This window comes from Pseudoruminococcus sp., from assembly GCF_047012705.1.
Classification (GTDB): domain Bacteria; phylum Bacillota; class Clostridia; order Oscillospirales; family Acutalibacteraceae; genus Pseudoruminococcus.
The window spans coordinates 59,023-82,850 of sequence record NZ_JBKXNW010000011.1; the positions used below are offsets into that span (position 1 = coordinate 59,023).

Genomic DNA, 23,828 nt, shown 5'->3' on the forward strand with positions numbered 1-23,828 from the left:
AATTAACACTCTACTTCAATTGCATCTACAGGACAGTTATCAGCCGCTTCTTGTACTAATTCATCTTGCTTCTCAGGAATATCAGAGCGAGCCGTTGCAACGCCTTCATCAGTCATACTAAAAACTTCGGGACAAATGCTGTTGCACAATCCACAACCAATACAATCTTCGTTTACTTTTGCATTCATAAATACACCTCAAATCAATTAAACACATTTTATTAGATTTTTTACCACCAATTCTATTATTTACCTAATTATTATTTTTAATACTTCCAATATTTTTAAATTATTCTTTAAACAATTCACAAAGTAAAAATATCTGATTACTCATTTGCCAATAGGTTTTCACATAAAAAATAAGAACCAATCTTTTTCAGATTAGTTCTTATAAATAAGGAAGATGCAATAGCCTTAGCTTTAAAAACAAGGCTGATTCTGCATTTTAATACACATCTTCCGTGAGGAGAACGACTTTCGTGCTATAATATGAACATAGAGAGGAGGTGAAGAAAATGTAAGGCAAAAAAAATTGACGAGTTAATCAAGTTAGTTGAGAAACTTGAAAAACTCGTCATCAAGATTGTATCCTTAGTTGGTTGGATTTTAATCTTGATAAAGATTATCAACGGATAACCAAAAAGGTGGAGAGAGAAGTTAAGAGCTTCCCTCAAAGCCACCTATATTATAATATAAACCTTTCAATAAGTCAATATTTCAATCCACGCTCTCCGTGAGGAGAACGACAAAATATTTTTAATTTTAGCTTACGATCAAAGAGAAACAAACTCTCAAATCTGAGTGCCGTCCTCCATTTCAAAGTAGTTATAATATGTGCAACCAATTTTACTTGCAATATTTCTGATTTCGTCATCGGTAAATCGTCCTTTATTTAATTTATCGTTAAAGCTCTGTCTGGACTTTCCAAGACGCTTTCCAAGTTCCATCTGAGTTATGTTGACATGGGCACAAGCATCCATTACAAGTTGTTTAACCGTATGTCCTTCAAATACTGAACCATCATCGAATATAAACTTTATAACCGAAGTACAGCCCAAAATCTCTGCAACTTTACGCTGTTCAATAAAATTCATTTTACCAGTTTTACACCTGGTAGAAAAAGTTGCTTGTGTAACACCAAATTGTTTTGCAACATCTCCAAGAGTCATATTTGAAAGAATAGTTGCAACCTTAACACGTTGCTCAAAGTCATTATTATTGACCACAATTTCATTAATAATAAAAACATGTGTTACCCCATCAATAACTTTAATATCATGTTTTGTATTAGTATCTATATCCATATTCTGATTGATTAACATAATTCTTTCCTTTTAAATTGAAATATATTATTGCTTATTCTTTAAGTTACTTATATTGTAACATATTTTGTTCTAATTATCAAGTATTTTTAAAAGTAGTTAGATATTTGCTTTACAATTACTTCCTATAATACTTAACAATATGTCTTGTCTCTCGTTTTGATTTGCCAACCATCTTACTGAGCATTTGTTCTACTTCATCACGAGAATGTGAATGTACATTTTTTTTACAAGTTTTATGCAAATCTATTATACCACAAATTAAAAAGATACCAAGTAAAATTAAAACTGGCATTAGTATACCTCCATTATTAAATTCTTTATAATTATTTTTTACTATAATAAATCCAAATAATTTTTCTATTAATTCAAGACTTTTTCAATATAAATTTAAACAGTTTTAGAAAATAAATAGTTTACTTATATTTCTATATCAAAACATAACTCTAATTCTTCATTTCTATATATTTTTATTATTCTTCCTTTTTTAGTAAATCTGTATTCTGTTCAATTTGTTTGCCATACTTTTCTTTTAAATATTCCTCGATTTCTTCATTTTCACTCCAAAAATTGAAATCGACATAAATTTCAACTGGGTTTTTCCAATCAACCACGAGGTCAAGGTCGTTATTTTCATTTGCATATGTCCATTCGTCTTCATCACCATTTACATTATTGTAAACATTATATCTATTTCTGTACTTGTCAAAATAACGAGATATAATTTGGAGAGTTTTTTTCTCTGTTATTTCAACCCACGCTCTCCGTGAGGAGAGCGACTTTATCTGCAATGGCCAGCACGATTACAAATGCAATTTCAATCCACGCTCTCCGTGAGGAGAGCGACATAAAAAAGTGCGTAGCAGTCTTGAGTTGCGAAAAATTTCAATCCACGCTCTCCGTGAGGAGAGCGACTGGGGGCCCCACTGCACCGTGGTGTTTTTTTCTTATTTCAATCCACGCTCTCCGTGAGGAGAGCGACACTTGTTGATTATACGGAAATGGGAAATGTTACACATTTCAATCCACGCTCTCCGTGAGGAGAGCGACTTACATTCTCGACGGTAATATAATCTTCAAGAGAATTTCAATCCACGCTCTCCGTGAGGAGAGCGACGCGGGAGAAATGGTAAATATCATTGACATACAATATTTCAATCCACGCTCTCCGTGAGGAGAGCGACGAAGTATTTTAGATGAAGACCATATCCAATGGATTATTTCAATCCACGCTCTCCGTGAGGAGAGCGACGAAAAAAATTTTAAAAAATGCGTAGCACGGTTTACTATTTCAATCCACGCTCTCCGTGAGGAGAGCGACTGGGTTACTATTACAAGAGATTAAGAGATTTAAGAATTTCAATCCACGCTCTCCGTGAGGAGAGCGACGGGGAAAACCGTGCGTTTTCCCCTAAATTTCCATTATTATTTCAATCCACGCTCTCCGTGAGGAGAGCGACATCGCCGTCGACCTCATCATTGTAATCGGTTGACGATTTCAATCCACGCTCTCCGTGAGGAGAGCGACTGTTTGTAGCTTGTTCATTTATAATCACCACCTTTATTTCAATCCACGCTCTCCGTGAGGAGAGCGACGGGTATTATGGTTAATATGTGCGGTAAAGGTTGTAATTTCAATCCACGCTCTCCGTGAGGAGAGCGACCCTTTCTAAAATTTTTGATGTTATTGGAATATCAATTTCAATCCACGCTCTCCGTGAGGAGAGCGACCCTTTCTAAAATTTTTGATGTTATTGGAATATCAATTTCAATCCACGCTCTCCGTGAGGAGAGCGACACAAACTTATGCGTTAGTTTACTTGCTGGTAAGTATTTCAATCCACGCTCTCCGTGAGGAGAGCGACCAATGCAAGATTACTAATATTAGTAACACTGACAATTTCAATCCACGCTCTCCGTGAGGAGAGCGACATTATTGCGATGTGTATTGGATGCCATATTCAGATATTTCAATCCACGCTCTCCGTGAGGAGAGCGACTCCATTGTTGTTACCGTAGGATATACTATACCACGAATTTCAATCCACGCTCTCCGTGAGGAGAGCGACCGTGCAAGATTGTATTTTTAATATCATCAGAATAAATTTCAATCCACGCTCTCCGTGAGGAGAGCGACATTGACAGATTAGAAAATCTGAGGTATGATGATATATTTCAATCCACGCTCTCCGTGAGGAGAGCGACTTTAATACCTCTTTTCTAATTGTTTTATCTAATTTTATTTCAATCCACGCTCTCCGTGAGGAGAGCGACAATCTCCAACGGAAAACAGTGCTTTACAAAATCATTTCAATCCACGCTCTCCGTGAGGAGAGCGACTCCGCCTGCGGTAGCTCAAAAACGCAACCGCAGGCATTTCAATCCACGCTCTCCGTGAGGAGAGCGACATTTGTTCGTTGTTTACGACTTTGATAATGTTGATATTTCAATCCACGCTCTCCGTGAGGAGAGCGACGGGAATATTATCACTCTGCTTAAACAAACGCAAATGAATTTCAATCCACGCTCTCCGTGAGGAGAGCGACCTCCTTTGTATATGTATTCTCTACCCCTCTGTTAATTTCAATCCACGCTCTCCGTGAGGAGAGCGACAGTCTTTTAAATACAAATCTATTTCAGCCGGTAAAATTTCAATCCACGCTCTCCGTGAGGAGAGCGACATGTATCAGCAGATTATATACTAGGTTTATCAGATATTTCAATCCACGCTCTCCGTGAGGAGAGCGACCTCACAATATAAACTAAGTTTTCCATAATATTCAAATTTCAATCCACGCTCTCCGTGAGGAGAGCGACTGTGAAATTAAACAACCAGCTATAATGCCAACACCATTTCAATCCACGCTCTCCGTGAGGAGAGCGACTAAAATGCAAGCAAAGGAGATGATAAAATGTATTCAATTTCAATCCACGCTCTCCGTGAGGAGAGCGACCCATCTGGCATTTATAAATTTTGTAAAAATACTGATTTCAATCCACGCTCTCCGTGAGGAGAGCGACGATGATTTTTGGCGATTGTGGAGTAAAAAAGGTTATATTTCAATCCACGCTCTCCGTGAGGAGAGCGACTGTATGTCTTGTGTTTCGGCTTTCGCCGCAGATACCATTTCAATCCACGCTCTCCGTGAGGAGAGCGACATAATGCAAATCAACGAGTTAAAGACTTTTTTAGCATTTCAATCCACGCTCTCCGTGAGGAGAGCGACATCGCCGTCGACCTCATCATTGTAATCGGTTGACGATTTCAATCCACGCTCTCCGTGAGGAGAGCGACTGTTTGTAGCTTGTTCATTTATAATCACCACCTTTATTTCAATCCACGCTCTCCGTGAGGAGAGCGACGGGTATTATGGTTAATATGTGCGGTAAAGGTTGTAATTTCAATCCACGCTCTCCGTGAGGAGAGCGACCCTTTCTAAAATTTTTGATGTTATTGGAATATCAATTTCAATCCACGCTCTCCGTGAGGAGAGCGACACAAACTTATGCGTTAGTTTACTTGCTGGTAAGTATTTCAATCCACGCTCTCCGTGAGGAGAGCGACCAATGCAAGATTACTAATATTAGTAACACTGACAATTTCAATCCACGCTCTCCGTGAGGAGAGCGACATTATTGCGATGTGTATTGGATGCCATATTCAGATATTTCAATCCACGCTCTCCGTGAGGAGAGCGACTCCATTGTTGTTACCGTAGGATATACTATACCACGAATTTCAATCCACGCTCTCCGTGAGGAGAGCGACCGTGCAAGATTGTATTTTTAATATCATCAGAATTATTTCAATCCACGCTCTCCGTGAGGAGAGCGACGAATATTATAACACTAAACACCCTGCAAGTCAACTTATTTCAATCCACGCTCTCCGTGAGGAGAGCGACCAACCTCACGCACTTCCCCAGTACTAAGAACGAGTATTTCAATCCACGCTCTCCGTGAGGAGAGCGACAAATATTTTCAGTCAGATGATGACGATAATGATTATTTCAATCCACGCTCTCCGTGAGGAGAGCGACGCAAAAGAAAAAGTGAGGACTGCAATCCTCACTTTTAATTTCAATCCACGCTCTCCGTGAGGAGAGCGACGTCATATAATACAAAAAAGGAGATTTTATATTATATTTCAATCCACGCTCTCCGTGAGGAGAGCGATTCAACAGTAGCATAAACACCTTTTACAACTTTAATTTCAATCCACGCTCTCCGTGAGGAGAGCGACTGGAGAGTGCAAGCGTATAAAGCTTATTCGAATATTTCAATCCACGCTCTCCGTGAGGAGAGCGACGCGGGGTGAATTGGTACTACTTCATTGACATAATTTATTTCAATCCACGCTCTCCGTGAGGAGAGCGACGTTTTTGAGTAATACCGCATATGCCACGCAAGGGATTTCAATCCACGCTCTCCGTGAGGAGAGCGACTTTGCGTACTCTTTGGGGACAAGGTTTTGTTAAGATAAATTTCAATCCACGCTCTCCGTGAGGAGAGCGACCTTTGCGATTTTATGTATTGACCAACAACATAAGCAATTTCAATCCACGCTCTCCGTGAGGAGAGCGACCACTTTTTTATAAAAAATTTTTTAACGCTTAAAGATTTCAATCCACGCTCTCCGTGAGGAGAGCGACACCATCAGCCGCGGAAGCAGATACTACAATAGCAATTTCAATCCACGCTCTCCGTGAGGAGAGCGACAAATAATGCCATTGTGTCATAACAACGAGCCTTAATTTCAATCCACGCTCTCCGTGAGGAGAGCGACTAACGCTTTAACAAGCGGTGTTAATTCGATTTCTACATTTCAATCCACGCTCTCCGTGAGGAGAGCGACAATAGGTTTATGGATTGCAAAAGCCTTGAACTGGTGATTTCAATCCACGCTCTCCGTGAGGAGAGCGACGAGTTTTCAACGGTTTCCACGGGCTACGCTCTAGGGATTTCAATCCACGCTCTCCGTGAGGAGAGCGACTGCTTTTAGATTCTGAGGCACGCCGTAGGCATTAAATTTCAATCCACGCTCTCCGTGAGGAGAGCGACGTTTCCGTGGGGTGGTTGCGTTTTTGAGCAACGGATTTCAATCCACGCTCTCCGTGAGGAGAGCGACGCGACGGCATAAGTAATAAGGTCATTAGTAGCAGATTATTTCAATCCACGCTCTCCGTGAGGAGAGCGACGTGCGGGAGAAATGGTAAATATCATTGACATACAATATTTCAATCCACGCTCTCCGTGAGGAGAGCGACCTTTTGCTATTATTTCAGCTTTTTGCAAACCTCGTATTTCAATCCACGCTCTCCGTGAGGAGAGCGACACCGCAATGACCTACAATTCCAGATATATCATACTATTTCAATCCACGCTCTCCGTGAGGAGAGCGACGTCGCAATGTTATATCTAATTTTCCGATGAGTTTTATTTCAATCCACGCTCTCCGTGAGGAGAGCGACGCGACCTTTGGTCGCTTAACACCCCTAGAACAACATTTCAATCCACGCTCTCCGTGAGGAGAGCGACTCAATTTGTTCAGGTGTCAACTGTTGTTGATTTTGATTTCAATCCACGCTCTCCGTGAGGAGAGCGACCTTTGTATACTGAACCTGGCGATGATTATTGTAACATTTCAATCCACGCTCTCCGTGAGGAGAGCGACGCTTTTTTTATAAAAATGCATTCCTGCAGCTTCTTCATTTCAATCCACGCTCTCCGTGAGGAGAGCGACATTATAGAACATTTTGTGCAATTTTTAAAGTGTCATTTCAATCCACGCTCTCCGTGAGGAGAGCGACACTACGCCATTAATGGCATACTGATTGTTATATTTATTTCAATCCACGCTCTCCGTGAGGAGAGCGACTTCTTGCTTATTCCTGAGTTGCACTCGGACGGTATTTCAATCCACGCTCTCCGTGAGGAGAGCGACTCTGAGGGGCATAATAAATGCCAACTGCATTGATATTTCAATCCACGCTCTCCGTGAGGAGAGCGACTTTAGTATATCAAAAACAGCGCAGCAAGTAATAATTTCAATCCACGCTCTCCGTGAGGAGAGCGACAGATATAACCTGTAATAATCTTTTAAGGTTTGCAATTTCAATCCACGCTCTCCGTGAGGAGAGCGACTGTAGGTTTATTTGACCCTGACCTTATATAAATTATTTCAATCCACGCTCTCCGTGAGGAGAGCGACGTGTTACAAGTGCAACCTTAGGGCGTTTAACACCCCTAATTTCAATCCACGCTCTCCGTGAGGAGAGCGACTGATATACCTTTTAAGTATATGCAACAAGATGACGATTTCAATCCACGCTCTCCGTGAGGAGAGCGACAAATAACTCCTAAAATGCTTTTAAGTTTTCATAGCATTTCAATCCACGCTCTCCGTGAGGAGAGCGACTGTTGAACTTTCTAAGTCTGAGGTTATGACTATCAAAAAATTTCAATCCACGCTCTCCGTGAGGAGAGCGACTTTTTAGCGTGGTTCCCTTGCGTGGCTCAATGCGATTTCAATCCACGCTCTCCGTGAGGAGAGCGACTTTTTCAAAAAAATTTTCTGTGTCCCTTAGCGTATATTTCAATCCACGCTCTCCGTGAGGAGAGCGACGGAAAAGCAACACCCGCGGCATCACAAGCAATCGCAAAATTTCAATCCACGCTCTCCGTGAGGAGAGCGACTGGCTTTGCCCTTGCACAGTAAAGGCTGATTTGCGGAGATTTCAATCCACGCTCTCCGTGAGGAGAGCGACCTGCGTACTTGGGAGATATGAGTTTAGACGAGTACATTTCAATCCACGCTCTCCGTGAGGAGAGCGACGCGTTGAGGCTGTCTGTAAGCCCTTTAACAACATTATTTCAATCCACGCTCTCCGTGAGGAGAGCGACTGGCTTTGCCCTTGCACAGTAAAGGCTGATTTGCGGAGATTTCAATCCACGCTCTCCGTGAGGAGAGCGACTTATGACGGTTTTACTGTTGACCCTGAAACAGGCATTTCAATCCACGCTCTCCGTGAGGAGAGCGACGCGTGCTATTGACGGTGTAGGTTATGACTTTGTATTTCAATCCACGCTCTCCGTGAGGAGAGCGACCAGTGCCAACAGTTTTTAAACTTTGGTCGCTATATTGAATTTCAATCCACGCTCTCCGTGAGGAGAGCGACAGAACGAGCAATAAGAACCAAAGCAGAACGAGGATATTTCAATCCACGCTCTCCGTGAGGAGAGCGACCATAGAGTAAAAACACCCAACCGCAAAGTACGAATTTCAATCCACGCTCTCCGTGAGGAGAGCGACAAATAATATGGGTACTCAAAATGATTTAAAATATATTTCAATCCACGCTCTCCGTGAGGAGAGCGACGTGCCAACAGTTTTTAAACTTTGGTCGCTATATTGAATTTCAATCCACGCTCTCCGTGAGGAGAGCGACATATTGGTATTCCTAACATTCAAATTAACAAAAAAATTTCAATCCACGCTCTCCGTGAGGAGAGCGACATTCCGCACTCGGCATTAGTGATAGACTAAATGACATTTCAATCCACGCTCTCCGTGAGGAGAGCGACCACCGTCAACTTTATCATTGTAATCTGTCGCAGATTTCAATCCACGCTCTCCGTGAGGAGAGCGACTACGGCAATCATTACATAACCCATAAGGTCAGTTTATTTCAATCCACGCTCTCCGTGAGGAGAGCGACAGGTTGGGGTCTCGATAGAGGTAATTTTTACTGATTTCAATCCACGCTCTCCGTGAGGAGAGCGACCTTTTATAGTTTTGTAGCTAATCATCTTGAGTATGATAAATTTCAATCCACGCTCTCCGTGAGGAGAGCGACATCATCTTTAATACTTACGGATTTTATAAAAGTGAATTTCAATCCACGCTCTCCGTGAGGAGAGCGACTTGTAAATTTTGTTTAAACGCATCAGTAGACGATATTTCAATCCACGCTCTCCGTGAGGAGAGCGACCCCATTTAAGAGCTACTTATAGCTATTCTTAAATACATTTCAATCCACGCTCTCCGTGAGGAGAGCGACGCAAGCTTGCATTTCGTCCTAATGTAGTTAATACATTTCAATCCACGCTCTCCGTGAGGAGAGCGACACACAAAATACAGAGCGCATTAGAACACTTGAGCAATTTCAATCCACGCTCTCCGTGAGGAGAGCGACTCCTCGTTCTGCTTTGGTTCTTATTGCTCGTTCTATTTCAATCCACGCTCTCCGTGAGGAGAGCGACGGGCAATGGGCGGAGGCTTTAAAGGTAAACCTCCGAATTTCAATCCACGCTCTCCGTGAGGAGAGCGACAGCCGTCTTCTTTAATATATGCAATCTTATATGAGATTTCAATCCACGCTCTCCGTGAGGAGAGCGACTTACTACACCTGCAAGGTTATAATCACTTCGTGGATTTCAATCCACGCTCTCCGTGAGGAGAGCGACGGGTAAAACTTTCGTTATTTGTAGCGCTATTTTCAATTTCAATCCACGCTCTCCGTGAGGAGAGCGACGCTAAAAAAAATTTAAAAAAACAAGCGGTTGACAATTTCAATCCACGCTCTCCGTGAGGAGAGCGACGCAGAGATTTTGTAAAGCACCGTGATTTACAAAATCATTTCAATCCACGCTCTCCGTGAGGAGAGCGACTTTTATAGACTTTGTATAGGCTTTACCGTTCACGGTATTTCAATCCACGCTCTCCGTGAGGAGAGCGACTTTGAAATAGATAGCTATGACAAAAAAGCAATTCTTATTTCAATCCACGCTCTCCGTGAGGAGAGCGACTCTAACTCTTTTTCGCCTCCGGCGGGGGGACTGAAATTTCAATCCACGCTCTCCGTGAGGAGAGCGACTGCTGTCCGTCAGGAGCTGAAACTTGACGAGATAATTTCAATCCACGCTCTCCGTGAGGAGAGCGACTGTTTTTGTCCTTCCGGTGCTTTTTTCGTCTTGGTATTTCAATCCACGCTCTCCGTGAGGAGAGCGACAGCGCCAACAGTTTTTAAACTTTGGTCACTATATTGAATTTCAATCCACGCTCTCCGTGAGGAGAGCGACTTCAATTTTAATAAAATTTAAAACACATAAATTAATTTCAATCCACGCTCTCCGTGAGGAGAGCGACTTATACTCGCCTTGACGAGTTACACTGTTAATTTATTTCAATCCACGCTCTCCGTGAGGAGAGCGACCGTATTATTGATGACACAACAACAACAAATTTCTCAATTTCAATCCACGCTCTCCGTGAGGAGAGCGACACGAATATTTCTTCGATTGTTTCACCAAATTCAAATTTCAATCCACGCTCTCCGTGAGGAGAGCGACATAAAACCATTTACCCTTACTAAAACTGGCATTCTATTTCAATCCACGCTCTCCGTGAGGAGAGCGACTGGGTAAAACTTTCGTTATTTGTAGCGGTATTTTCAATTTCAATCCACGCTCTCCGTGAGGAGAGCGACAGCAAAATCCAACATAATATTTACCATTAAATTAGCTATATATCTACACTTTTTCACAAAATTATAGTCAAATATATAAAAGTAAATTTAACATTAGACTTGCAAAATTGTATTTTTTATAGTGCGAATATCCCTGTAAATTTATGTAAGCTTACCATTCGCACTAAAATAACAACACCCCCTCAACATCAAATGTATTATCTACACCATAATGTTCCACTTTAGTTTTATAGTTATTTCCAAGGTAATAGAATCTTATGCTATCAGATTTTTCATCTATTATATTTATTAATTTTTCTTTGACTTGCCTACATTTTGCTGCATCCATGACACACTCGAAAACCGAATTTTGAACTCTTTTTCCGTAGTTTACACATTCTTTTGCAACCTTACGCAAGCGTTTTTTGCCATCAGCAGTTTCCGTGTTTACATCATAGGTAATAAGCACAAGCATATAAATGACACCTACTTCCACATAAAGGGCGGATAACCATCAAGATCACCTCTAAGACATCTTGCAAGAAGCAATGCCTGAACATAAGGAACCATACCCCATTCTACTTTTTCTTCTAAATATGGATGTTTTATTTCAAGTGATTTTTTATTCTGCCATGACTTAATAATTTTCTTTTTACCCTCATCATTAAGTAAGACTGCTCCATTTTCTTTGATAAAGAAATCATTCTTATTTACGATTTTTTTATTTATCACAGTAAGTACAAAACGGTCTGCAAAAACTGCTCTGAGTTCTTCTATCATATCAAGTGCAAGTGATACTCTTCCGGGACGATCTTTGTGCATAAATCCGACATATGGGTCAAATCCAACGCAATAAAGAGCCGAAGCTGTCATATTTGTAAGTAATGTATATGAAAATGATAACAAAGCATTAACTCTGTCTGTTGGAGGTCTTCTATTTCTTCCATTAAAAACAAAGTCATCTTTTTGTTGTAAAATCAAATCATTAAATACAGAAAAATATCTTGTTGCCGCTTCGCCTTCAATACCTCTAAGCTGTTCAGTATTTTTGCAGTCATTAAGATTTGCCATTGAATCTTTAAGTTTTGCAGAAACACTCTTTAGTTTATCGATATCAAGCGAATTAGGATAATCACGAGTTGCCCTTTCAATAACCCAACGAGAATTATACAATTTCCCAGCTATCATATTTCTGGCTATTTCAGTACAAGCATTTTCATCATCAGAAAGTTTATATTGAGTTTTCCTAAGAATCACATTACCGCAATATGGCCCCACCACATTTGCAAGGAATCTCCCACTTCTGCTCAGAAATGAAACACCTATACTATTATCAGCACATTTTCCAAGCAAAGCAGGACTTATTCCGCTATATCCCAAAGTAACAATTGATTCTATATTGTGCAATGGAACTCTCGTTATTTCCTGTCTTTCTTTTGATAGAACAACATTTTCTCCATCAAGTGATAAATATGTATCCGGAGAACTGATATAGAGTGTATTAAGAAGCTTTTTCATAATTCAATCCTCGTTTGTCATATCAGAAATATATTTTTTTACAGTTTTTATTTTTGTTATCTTTGGCAAGCATAAATCTTTTAGTGAACATGCCTTGCAATTTTTATTTTGCTTAACTTTAGGTGTATATTTTCGTCTATAAAGCTCATGCATCTCTTCTATTACACCTTTTAAGCGATTTCTTATATCATCAGTAAGTTCTATTCTTTGTCTGCGTTTTATTTTACCATAGAATATATGTACTTCATCTATACTTGTACAAAACATATCTTCAAGGCACAAAGCTTGTGCAGCAACCTGTAATATATCTGCATCTGATACCTTTGGTTCACCATGCTTATATTCAACTGGAATGATAGTATATCTTCCAGGCTTATCATAAAGCAATGCACCGCTCTCAGACGGAATAAATTCAACAACATCACATTCGCCGAATATTCCAAGTTCATATGAAGCAACCTGCATTCCTCTTGATACTATTACACCGTTTCTTGTTTCCGAAAAAGTGTTGTCATGAGCCTTATTGTGCATAATTTTGCCACTGACAGTAAGCAAATTTTCTGCCCATTGCTGTTCAATATGAATTAAAGCCCATTGTCTGCGACAAAACACAAAATGCTGTATTCCAGATATACTCAGTATGTTGTCATCATCATAAGTCATTCAATCACTTCCGGAGTTAAGCCTTCAAGACTTCCATCATATATAAATTCATAATCCTTGGCTGATGTAGGCTCTTCACACAAAGCCTTTGCGATAACGCTATTATGTACCTTTGCTGATGAATATTGTCCCGACTTACAATTATGCTTAAACCAGAAAAGCTTTTCAATATTCATAGTTCCATCAGGACGAGCCGAGGAACAGTCATTCTCGAAAAGTGTTGCGACTGCATTTTTAATCTTCTCAGCGTCTTCTTCTGTGAAGCCTGTCTTTTCTGCAAGCTGGCAGTTGATGCTCCCTTTTAATACATATATGCCAAACTTGACTCTATGTTTCATACCCATTGTATCAGATGCCTTACCCGACTTGCTTTCACTATTAACACTCTTAGTAATCTGTATATCTTCGATTTCGACTGGTTCAAGACTAAATGCAGGTTGAATAGTAACAGGGCCTCTTACACCTACTGAAACAGTATCACCTTTAAAAGCAAAAACCTGTCCGAAGCTTCTTACATCAATCCATTTTTCGCAAGCCAATTTAGCAAAAGCATCTTTGCCTGTTTCCTTACCCTTTGAAAGCTTTTTCAATTCCTCATAACTATCTGCTCGTTCTTTAAGGCTCTTACAACCATCGTCGCTACGCTCGTCTGATTGCACAAACACACACTCACCCATATCCTGAAGTCTGTTTCTTATTTTACGCTTAATGCAGACATCAGAAATCTCCCCAAAACCTTCCATTGTATCTCTCGGACGATTACCATTGATTGGGTCACCATTAGGGTTTGCATGACTAACGGAAATAAAAGCTACAAAATCCACCTTGTTATTAAATACTGACATAATTATAAATCCTCCTTGTTATCATCATTTTTGTTTTTTCTTGATGTATAAAGATATTGTTGTTCGCCGTAATAGCCCATAAAGAATAAAGGCTCCAGAGGCTTTTTCATTTCATATTCTCCAGCTTTAAACATATTATGTATTTCTCCAAGCTCTTTCTGATAATAAACATAAAGACCATAATTTTTGTTTATTATTCTTTTCATATATGGGTCAAGTCTTTTACGAACATTTCCCCAAGACTTACACGGAGATGCAATAACCGAGCTCATAAATCTTGCCGCATTAGTCATTCTTGCCTCGTTATCATCATATGTATCAGTTTCAAGCTTCTCAGCAACAGCCATAAGTCTACCATAAAGATAGCTCCTATCATTGTAACTTCTATCAAGTTCCATAGTAAGTTCAACTCCTTCACCTTCATAATATTTTCTATCATAATATTTTCTATATAATGCACAGCAGACATCAAGAACCCTTTTCCAGTTGTTTTGTTCACTATAAAGCTGAGGGTTTGAGGCTCTTGTAAAAATTCTTTTCAGTATGTTCTCCGGAAATCTTGCCCCAAGAGTAATGCAAGGATAGATTTGCTTAATTACAGTCTTAAAAATACCAGATTTATAATCAATAATAAGCTCTCCATCTCTTTCGTTGCCATAAGCACATCTTGCAATCTCGACAAGGGTAGGTGTCTGTACACAATGTATAACTTCACCATCGCTTGTCTTATAGCAACTATGCCAGTATACTTTACTATACCATTCTTGAATATTTTTATAAAAATCGGTAGATGTAAGTTCCTGATACATAATAATCGAAAGCCTGCCAGGTGTAGCAGAATCTAATGCCATAAGAATAACCTTAGAATCGAAATTCAAATTTCTTTTATATCCCTTAATTGCCATTTCAATTATATTCTTATACTGCTCTGCCGTCTTTGCATAAACCTTATCGTCTTTATCCTTTATAAAAGAGCTAAAATTTTTGCTTTCATCAAGCACTATTCTACCAAACACATTTGGTATTTCATTCAGACGGCTTTCCCATGCAACATATTTTTCATCACCAACACTTATACCACCAGTTTTAATAAGCCATCTTAAAGCAAGATGAGCTTTCTGACTTACAATTTCACCTACCGCAAAAGCCTCTTCTTTATTTGCAAATCTACCTTTATAAGTAAAATTTGATTCATCGTTTGAAGAAATAAGTTTAGCCTTATCACCTGCATTTCGGACTTTAGCCATATGTTTATATGTTACAGGAACGATTTTTCCGCTTGCATAACAAAGCTGGCAATCTCTTTCTTTACCCAAAAATTCATAATAAGCTATGTATTTATCAAAAAGTGCCTTGCTTTTCCAAACCTTTATATTTTCACCTGAATCTAAATCATTGACAACAAAGCGTACAAACGCCTCTATTTGCTTTGCTGATTTTGTTATTTTATATTCTTCATCAAGAACAGCACCTTTTAGTTTCAGTATTCCATCGCCTATAAGGTCGTTTATAAGCATTCTTTTACTTAGATAATCGTATATAGCTGTAATATAAATATCTGAATACTCCGACTCTGCCCAAGCCTTTAAAGCCTTGATATATGCCACAAAATATTCGTCAGCATTACTTTTAGCTTTTGCAACATATGTGCTGTAATCACCCGCAATATAAATCAGCTTATCACAAAGTGGATGTGGTGCGATACCAGAACTTCTCGAACTTGAATCTTCCGTAACAGGTATTACAGTTTCTGCGTCATCAGTATCGACTATTTCTGCGTGTGAAAATGTACCATCACTAAAAATAGTAACCTGTATCTGTGCATTACTTGTAGAATGATAAAGCGGAAGAAGGGGTTCCCCTTCATCGCTATCATCAACCTTTTCCTTGATTTCATCGTATAAGGCGGCAGTTTCAGTTATCCAACTCATTTTTGTCTACCTCCCCAAATAGTTCCGTATGAAGTGTATAAACACTCTCACATTTTTTCGTATCAAAAACTTTCTGTTTAGCGTCTCTTATATGACGCTTAATTGTGCATTGCTCAGGTCTTATAAAATCAATCTGTCCATTTTTCATAACAGGTGCATGAAAACAAACAGTCATCTTACCCTTGTCTTCCTCATTAATAGCCTCATCACAATAGATTATGCTGTGATACATCAAGCCAAATGAGATTTCCGAGTTACTATCATCATAGCAACTTTTCTCCTCATCAAAATTACAAGGCTCAACATACGCCGGACACTCGCTAACACCAAGCTGAGGAGAACGTCTGCCACCAAGCTTTATCATTCGTTTAAGTATTTGATAATGCTTGTCCTCGTTTCTGTCGTTTGTAAATTCGGGACGATTTTCGTTCCAAATAAAATGCCCTTTTACTGCATAAGCAACATCAGTAAGATAGGTATAAATTGAGAGGTCATTTCCGCCGTTGTTGTATTTAATTGGTCTGACTCCCTTAGATACTGTTCTAATTTGGTTAAGCACTTTTACAGAATCAATCACATAAAGCAAAGTCGGTTTAAAATAGATAGCTTTCGTAATACCTATAAGAGCTGCATATGTAGGTATTGGGTAGCTCATCTTTTCTCCGCCAACTCTTGTTATAGGGTCGGAAAAAAGTGCATAATCTCCATAGACCTTATAACAAAATTCATTTTTGTATTTCATTTTTTCACTCCTTTAAAATTCATTTGACTACTTTTTCGTATTTCTAATAAAACATTTTTAGCACCTCATTTATTCTTCTATTTATTTAAACTTATTATAAAATATTCTAATCTGTTTTTTGGGAATTGCCAATACAATTTGTAAAACAAATTAGTTTATGTTATACTCTTTTTGTCATAGTTAATATATTAACTATGTGGATTGAAATTATTACTTTGGCTTTTTATTTAGAAATAACAAAATTCCAGATTAGGATTTTCCGAGAAACCATATATTTCATCATAATATCCGTCTGCAAGAAAACGAATACCAGTTTTTTTATCCACACTTATATAAGAGTCTTTAAGCTTATTTTTCGGCAATCCTATCAAATATCGCTGAGCCTTTTTTATAATTGCGTCATAATCCTTATATCCATCTGATAAAAGCTCAGAAATAATCTCCTTGCCGTCTTTATAAGGCACAAGCACAGTTTCATTTATATCAGTTATAACTTCAAAGCACTCTCCAGCGGTTTTCATAGCTGCTTTAAGCAAGGTTTTATCATAATTTCCATATGGGTCTGAGCTCTTTTCATTAGTGGAAAGCATTTCAAATATTGAGCATTTAAAATCTTTAATATATAAATCTTTCTTTTCAAAATTTCTATAATAATTAATGTAAAATTTTTTTATTGCATTCAGATCAAGTAAATCCTCATATTCATCTGGTTTTTTCTCTATGCGTTTAAGCAAACCAATAGTAGCACTTTTACCCTTTTGTATGCTTTTTAAGCTTGAAACATTTTCATATTCATTGCTTATATTCACTATATAAACATAGCCAATATCTCTTTCAGCATTTCTGTTACATCTGCCTGCCGCCTGTACAATACTATCTGTACCAGCAAGAGAGCGGACAACTGTTTCAAAAGAAATATCAACGCCTGCTTCGATAAGCTGAGTACTTATACAAAGAACACGCTTACCTTTTTTCATATCATCTTTCATTTTCTTGATAACATTAGCTCTGTGTTCAGGACACATATTAGTTGAAAGATGCACCAGAATTATTTCTTCATCTTCAAACAAATTCTTTGCACTTTTAAACACCTCAAAAGCCGCTTTTTTTGTATTAACTATGCAAAGAATAGTTCGGCAATCTTCTGAAAGCAAATGTAAAAAATCAGCAACATTATCAGCAGTATAGCCTCCTGAAATTGTTTTATCTATAATTCTTGTACGCCTCATTTTTTCGCTGTAATCTTCAAAACCGTTTATCATTTCACAACTTTCATCAAGCCTTAAACAATAATTCATAACCTCAAAAGGCGGTTGTGTTGCTGTACATAAAACAATCGTACAATTACATACATAAGCAAGAAATTCCATTGCCATATTAAATAACCTAATAAATTCATATGGAATAGACTGCACCTCGTCTATAATAATTACCGAATTTATAAGACCTCTCATTCTTCTTATTGAACTTATTTTTCCATCAAAAAGAGAATTTAAAAACTGCACCATTGATGTAGCCACAACATAAGAATTCCAATTTTCACTCATATATTTAATATTTTGTTCAGTAGCTAAACTTTCGCTATAATTACAATCAAGCATATCTCCGAAATGTGGTAAAACAGAAACATCATCAGGCAAAAAAGATTTTATTTCATTATAATTCTGTTCAAGTATGGAATTAAACGGAGCGACATAAAAAATTCTGTTCTTATTAAATTTTTTAGCATGATGAATGGCATATCTTAGTGAGCTTATAGTCTTTCCACCACCTGTTGGAACAGTCATTCTTACGATATTTTCAGAATTTTCCGAATAAGCTAATGCCTTATCAGATATTTCTGCTCTTATTTTATTGAGTTCAGTATCTTTATTAAATAACTTAATCTTTTCTTCAAAGTAATCGCAGCACTTCTCCCACAGTTCTGCATCTCCGTACAGTTTAGGTCGCTCTATCCGGTTAACAAACTCCGCAGTATCAGAATGGTCAGAATCAACTAATATCGAAAGTAACATTCTTATCAACAAAGAGAAATTAAATAGCTTAATCCTTTCTGGAGATTCGTCATCTTTTCTTTTGTCTTCATTTTTACTGCAAAACTTTAGAAATTCATCAACTTCCTTTTTAGCATTGAGATAAAGCTTTTCAATTTCCTTTTCGCTTATAACCTCATCAAGTGTAAGTTTTTTACATTCATCGTAATCGTAGTTTGTATTATTTATTTTTGTAACAAAGCCATTTTCTTTGCCTGATTTAGGATAATCAAAATCAAACAAACCATGATGTGACATAATAACCGAAGAAATAATCTCAGCAGTATACTCATCTGTTTTGTCAGAATCATTGTTCTTTATAAATTTTTCATAGATATATCTTCCACCGCAATTTGAATGTACAACCTTACCTTTACTCCATTCACCACCTGAACCAACCGTCCTTTGATATTCATCACTGCGAGCAGTGTTTTTACCCATATCGTGCAAAATTGCTGAAAGATAATAAAGGTTTGGCATATTTATAAGTTCAGAATCCTTTTTACCTCTTTCGGCTACACCAATAAGATGTTCTTTAACAGTTTGTAATCTTCCGTCCTCTGTAAAATGTGCTGCATATTCCATATAGCTTTCTCCAATCTTTCTTAATTATTTATTTTGAAAGGTATATATCAGATTCTATTTAATTCACAAATTTCAGCAAAACATATGTAAATTCGATATAGTTATTATAACAGATATAAATATAATTGTAAACCATTTAATTATTTTTTGTTAAAGTTGTATAGTATTATACAAAACTTTTTCTTTTTAAAAATTAGTACTTTTGAAAATACCTCTTATTTATTAATATCTGTGATTCAAGTTAACAAATCTTCATTATTAAGCAATAATCATTTTTCCGCATAACAAAAAAGTGTAGCAAATTTCTTTGCTACACTTTTTGAAATCATCTTAAAATCAAATATTAAGTTGATTAAGCCTCAGCTATAACTTCTACTTCTACAAGAACATTCTTTGGAAGCGTCTTAACTGCAACACATGAACGAGCCGGCTTGCTTGTGAAATACTTGCCATAAATCTCGTTAAATGCTGCAAAATCTCCCATATCAGCTAAGAAGCATACTGTCTTAACCGCTTTATCAAAGGAACTTCCTGCCTCTGCAAGAATTGCTCCGAGGTTTTTCATAACCTGTTCGGTCTGTCCTTCGATTGTTGTTGCCTCAACATTGCCTGTCTGTGGATTGATTGCGATTTGTCCTGATGTAAATACGAAACCGTTTGTCTTGATAGCCTGTGTGTAAGGACCGATTGCATCAGGTGCATTCTTTGTGTAAACTTTTTCTGCCATAATAAAAACTTCCTTTCAAATAAATAATTTATCCGTTAATGATATTATATCCATGCTCTTTAAGAGCTTTCTTAATAGCTAAAATATGTCCATGGTCACGAGTTTCCATAGAAAGTCTGAGATAGCAGGAATTAATGTCGCTGTTGATTTCTGCTCTGTCGTGGTTTACCGAAACTACATTTGCACCAAGATCTGCAATAATCTTAGAAACATTCTGAAGTTCTCCTGGCTTATCAGTAAGCTCAAGTGTAATATCAACTACTCTGCCTGTCATTTTAAGGCCGCGATTGATAACACGGGAAAGAATTGTAACATCTATATTACCGCCTGAAACAAGGCATACAACATTCTTGCCCTTAATCGGGAACTTATTAAATAAAGCTGCTGCAACTGATACTGCGCCTGCACCTTCAGCTACAAGCTTTTGTTTCTCCATAAGTGTAAGTATAGCTGTTGCAACCTCATCATCGGTTACAGTCATAATTTCATCAACATACTGCTTACAGATTTCAAATGTATTATCACCAGGCGTCTTAACAGCGATACCATCAGAAATTGTATTTACACCAGGCAAAGTTTCTATTTTATCGTGAGCAACTGAAAGATACATTGATGGAGCACCTGCGGATTGTACGCCGTAAACCTTTACATCAGGACGAAGTTGCTTAATAGCAAATGCAACGCCGCTGATAAGTCCGCCGCCACCGATAGGAACGATAACTGCATCAAGGTCAGGAAGCTGGTCTAAGATTTCAAGGCCAATTGTTCCCTGTCCCGCAATAACCTGTTCGTCATCAAAAGGGTGAATAAATGTAGCTCCGCTTTCCTTCTGAAGCTCGACTGCCTTATCGTGAGCATCATCATAAGTACCATTTACAAGACATACCTCAGCTCCATAGCCCTTTGTTGCCTCAACCTTAGAAATAGGCGCACCGCTTGGAATACAGATAAGTGACTTAATATGATTTTTTGCAGCTGCAAGTGCAACACCCTGTGCATGGTTTCCTGCTGAACAAGCAATAACGCCTTTTGCCTTTTCTTCTTCAGAAAGCTGTGAAATCTTATAATAAGCACCACGAACCTTAAATGAGCCTGTTACCTGTAAGTTTTCTGTTTTGAGATAGATATTGCAATCATCTGAAAGATTAGTGGCTTTAATCATATCTGTTGGACGGATAACCTCTTTAAGAACATATGAAGCGTGATAGATTTTGTCAAGTGTCAGCATTATAATTTCTCCTTAAGCATAAAATAAAAAAAATCGTCCTTTAAAAGGACGAAATAATTCGCTATACCACCTTTTAATACATCAAAAAATGTACTCTCAAATAACGGTGAGAAACCGTATCCTCCTACTTATCTGTTAAGATGTTCAGCGACAAGCTCAAGGGTGATTTGTAAAATGGCTCTGTACTGTCTTACACCAAACGACAGCTCTCTGAAACAGGATAACCACAATACCGTTCCCTATCAAAGCTTATATATAATATATACCGCTTTTCTTCTGAAAAGTCAAGAGAATTATGCGAATATTTTTCGCCGAACATTTTTTGACTTTTCATATAGAATATGTCACTCTTAACAACGTGGCGGAGTGTTTCCTCACCCAAGACGCGGAATCGCTCGACAAGTCTCGCTCATATGGATAAGAAAAATTGTCAATAAACTATCGTTCAAATAAGTTATCCTCCCCAAAAACACTTAAAAGTTTTGCTCAAGCTTTTTCAAAAGCTTGCAGGGTCGAGGGACGGAGTCCCCCATGGGTTTTAAGGGCAACGCCCTTAACATTCTTTGCCCTTTGAGCGGCGAATTTTATCCGCCGCTTAATACTTTCGTTAGTAACAAACTACCGAACAGACAAACAAGTTCGCCCCTGCATCTGACCCTTTCAATAACTATTTTCCTAAAAGAAAAATGTTCATAATAATTTTGAACTTAATAACTTTCAAAGCTATTACGAACTTATCGCTGTCATTTAACTTAAATTTTAAGGACGAAGACCAGTACCACCTTGAAGGGTAAGAGTTTCACCTGTCATATACTTAAAATCAGGCGAGGCAAGCTGAACACAAACCCTGCCAATCTCTGTTTCAGGATTTGCAAAATGTCCCATCGGAGGTGTTTTCACATTCTTTTCATACGCCTCTGGAAATTCACTCTTAAATTTTTCAAGCTGTGCAGTCCATGCAAGCGGACAAATAATATTTACATTTATACCGTCCTTACTCCATTCAGTAGCCGCTACTCGACTAAGCCCACGAATACCTTCCTTTGCAGCAGCATATGAGCATTGTCCGAAGTTACCTGAAATACCAGCACCAGATGCAAAATTTATAACAGAGCCTTTAGTTTCACAAAGATATGGATAACACGCTTTCATATAGTAAAATGTTGCATAAAGTCCAGAATATAAAGCAAGATTGAATTGTTCTGTTGTATGTTCAGCAAGAGTAATTCCAGAAGCAGAAGCCTGTGCATTATTTATAAGAACATCAATTCTTCCGAATTCATCAATAGCTTTTTTTACAGTATTTTTTGCAATAGTTTCATTATCTGCACCTGCACAAATATCTGCCTGAACCGCAAGTACCTTAATAGAATATTTACTCTCAAGTTCTTCTTTTGCAGCATTTAGTTTTTCTATATTTCTGCCTGTGATAACAAGATTAGCACCTTCCTTTGCATAAGCTGTTGCAATACCATACCCGATAGAACCACAACTGCCATCAGAAAGAACAGCTCTGCCCGCTCCAGTAATAATTGCTGTTTTACCTGCTAAGAAACCCATATAAGCATCTCCTTTAAAAATTATTTATAACATTCTATGCCTTTATCCATTTTATAATTTCTTACCTTTATCTTTTCTATCGAAATAGAGGCATTTTCTTCAAGTTTTTTGTCCTTATAAGCATCATTAAAAGCTTGCCTCATAGCGTTGTTTTCAAAATCTTGCTTTACAACCGAAAATTCTTTTTCGTTGTAGGTCATCATATTATGACCTGTCATATGTTTTTTACTGTCGCTTCCCTCAAATATTGTGTGTGACGGTGAAACCATAATAACAGAATCAACTTCACCAATATTTATGGCAGTCATTGCCGCAAAAAGACTTCCCATAGACATTCCATAAATTGAAACTTTCTTTATTTTCAATTCATTTTTAAGATAAGAAATTGCACATTTAAACATATCAAGTGGAATCCTATCAACACTCTTGGGCAAACCCTCAGCATCATAAAGTGAAACAGCTAAACCAACAATTCCATATTCAGCGAAACGCTCGGCAACTTTAATTGCTGGTAAAACGCTTTTTTCTCCGCCCATTATAACTATGACTGCGGTATCTGAATTTTCATCAGTTTCCGCTAAATGCCCTACAAAGCCGTCTTTTTCCATACTAAAACTTTTATGCTTCAATTTTATCTCCCTTTCTAAGTTAGCAATAGCTAACTTAGCTTTAAAGCCACATTTTTGTAGCAATCTTTAAATAAAACGGTTTAATTCTGCATTATATTCATATCCTATTATTGAAAGCTTTTCTTTGATAGTATCAGTATCTATACTATTAGTCTTTGCGAATTCCTCAAGAGATGGGTAAAAATCTCTTAATTGAGTATTTACATACGATAATAAAATCATCGGGTCATTAGGCAGTGACATTTTATCATTCTCCCATTTTCTTTTTATGCAGTTTATTATACAACAAACACGCCCACAAATCAAGAAATAAATCTTACAAATCAGAAAACGCATATCCAAGCGGATATGCGTTCGATTTCTATAAAATAAATTTATTTTATTTTGAATCTACTGTCTTAGGCTGAGGTAACGCAGGTGTAACTGACATCTTAAAGTAGGTGCCGAGATAGTCCTTTGCAACCTTAGTTAATGCAATCATTGCTGCACGGCGAATCTGTGGATTCGGCGAAAGTGTGTGAGCCATAAGTTTAAAAAACAATAATGGACTATAATACATCGGCTTTTCGATTTCCATTT

General features: G+C 38.0%; 16 protein-coding genes, 1 CRISPR repeat array and 1 other annotated feature. All 16 genes read right to left on the reverse strand.

Features of this window, described 5'->3' with window-relative positions; translation table 11 throughout:
• Window positions 1-2: 2 nt before the first annotated feature.
• Window positions 3-188, reverse strand: coding sequence for a ferredoxin (locus tag ACLU24_RS11230; RefSeq protein ID WP_412612704.1), 186 nt, complete (start codon window positions 186-188; stop codon window positions 3-5).
• A gap of 602 nt (window positions 189-790) precedes the next feature.
• Complete coding sequence (locus ACLU24_RS11235) at window positions 791-1,321, reverse strand: hypothetical protein (RefSeq protein WP_412612706.1); 531 nt, start codon at window positions 1,319-1,321, stop codon at window positions 791-793.
• Window positions 1,322-1,439: 118 nt separating this feature from the next.
• Complete coding sequence (locus ACLU24_RS11240; protein ID WP_412612707.1) at window positions 1,440-1,616, reverse strand: hypothetical protein; 177 nt, start codon at window positions 1,614-1,616, stop codon at window positions 1,440-1,442.
• Window positions 1,617-2,068: 452 nt separating this feature from the next.
• A CRISPR array of direct repeats spans window positions 2,069-10,809; the repeat unit is 33 nt; unit sequence ATTTCAATCCACGCTCTCCGTGAGGAGAGCGAC.
• A 163-nt stretch (window positions 10,810-10,972) separates the two neighbouring features.
• The gene (gene cas2, locus ACLU24_RS11245) at window positions 10,973-11,263 is read right to left on the reverse strand and encodes a CRISPR-associated endonuclease Cas2 (protein WP_412612708.1); all 291 of its coding nucleotides are present in this window, start codon (window positions 11,261-11,263) and stop codon (window positions 10,973-10,975) included.
• Window positions 11,264-11,274: 11 nt separating this feature from the next.
• Window positions 11,275-12,306, reverse strand: a complete 1,032-nt coding sequence (cas1c, locus tag ACLU24_RS11250) for a type I-C CRISPR-associated endonuclease Cas1c (protein WP_412612709.1) — start codon at window positions 12,304-12,306, stop codon at window positions 11,275-11,277.
• Between the two features lie 3 nt (window positions 12,307-12,309).
• Window positions 12,310-12,969 carry a CRISPR-associated protein Cas4 gene (gene cas4, locus ACLU24_RS11255; protein ID WP_412612711.1) on the reverse strand — a complete coding sequence of 220 codons (660 nt, stop codon included), beginning with the start codon at window positions 12,967-12,969 and terminating at the stop codon, window positions 12,310-12,312.
• A complete protein-coding gene (gene cas7c, locus ACLU24_RS11260; RefSeq protein WP_412612713.1) occupies window positions 12,966-13,814 on the reverse strand; it encodes a type I-C CRISPR-associated protein Cas7/Csd2 in 849 nt (282 codons plus the stop codon). The genes cas4 and cas7c overlap by 4 nt, the downstream gene beginning before the upstream one ends.
• Window positions 13,815-13,816: 2 nt before the next feature.
• The gene (cas8c, locus tag ACLU24_RS11265) at window positions 13,817-15,745 is read right to left on the reverse strand and encodes a type I-C CRISPR-associated protein Cas8c/Csd1 (RefSeq protein WP_412612714.1); all 1,929 of its coding nucleotides are present in this window, start codon (window positions 15,743-15,745) and stop codon (window positions 13,817-13,819) included.
• Window positions 15,729-16,487 carry a type I-C CRISPR-associated protein Cas5c gene (gene cas5c / locus ACLU24_RS11270; protein WP_412612716.1) on the reverse strand — a complete coding sequence of 253 codons (759 nt, stop codon included), beginning with the start codon at window positions 16,485-16,487 and terminating at the stop codon, window positions 15,729-15,731. Before cas5c ends, cas8c begins: the two co-directional genes overlap by 17 nt.
• Before the next feature lie 227 nt (window positions 16,488-16,714).
• Window positions 16,715-19,105, reverse strand: a complete 2,391-nt coding sequence (gene cas3, locus ACLU24_RS11275; protein WP_412612717.1) for a CRISPR-associated helicase Cas3' — start codon at window positions 19,103-19,105, stop codon at window positions 16,715-16,717.
• Window positions 19,106-19,457: 352 nt separating this feature from the next.
• A complete protein-coding gene (locus tag ACLU24_RS11280) occupies window positions 19,458-19,832 on the reverse strand; it encodes a RidA family protein (protein WP_022265660.1) in 375 nt (124 codons plus the stop codon).
• Window positions 19,833-19,860: 28 nt separating this feature from the next.
• Window positions 19,861-21,060, reverse strand: coding sequence for a threonine ammonia-lyase (ilvA, locus tag ACLU24_RS11285; protein WP_412612719.1), 1,200 nt, complete (start codon window positions 21,058-21,060; stop codon window positions 19,861-19,863).
• Between the two features lie 41 nt (window positions 21,061-21,101).
• Window positions 21,102-21,315, reverse strand: a binding site (T-box leader).
• Window positions 21,316-21,819: 504 nt separating this feature from the next.
• Complete coding sequence (locus ACLU24_RS11290) at window positions 21,820-22,620, reverse strand: SDR family NAD(P)-dependent oxidoreductase (protein WP_412612720.1); 801 nt, start codon at window positions 22,618-22,620, stop codon at window positions 21,820-21,822.
• Between the two features lie 20 nt (window positions 22,621-22,640).
• On the reverse strand, window positions 22,641-23,249 hold the full coding sequence (locus ACLU24_RS11295) for an acyl-CoA thioester hydrolase/BAAT C-terminal domain-containing protein (protein ID WP_412612721.1): 609 nt from the start codon (window positions 23,247-23,249) through the stop codon (window positions 22,641-22,643).
• Window positions 23,250-23,315: 66 nt separating this feature from the next.
• Window positions 23,316-23,492 carry a DUF4250 domain-containing protein gene (locus ACLU24_RS11300; protein WP_412612722.1) on the reverse strand — a complete coding sequence of 59 codons (177 nt, stop codon included), beginning with the start codon at window positions 23,490-23,492 and terminating at the stop codon, window positions 23,316-23,318.
• Between the two features lie 136 nt (window positions 23,493-23,628).
• Window positions 23,629-23,826 carry a hypothetical protein gene (locus tag ACLU24_RS11305; RefSeq protein WP_412612723.1) on the reverse strand — a complete coding sequence of 66 codons (198 nt, stop codon included), beginning with the start codon at window positions 23,824-23,826 and terminating at the stop codon, window positions 23,629-23,631.
• Between the last annotated feature and the right edge of the window lie 2 nt (window positions 23,827-23,828).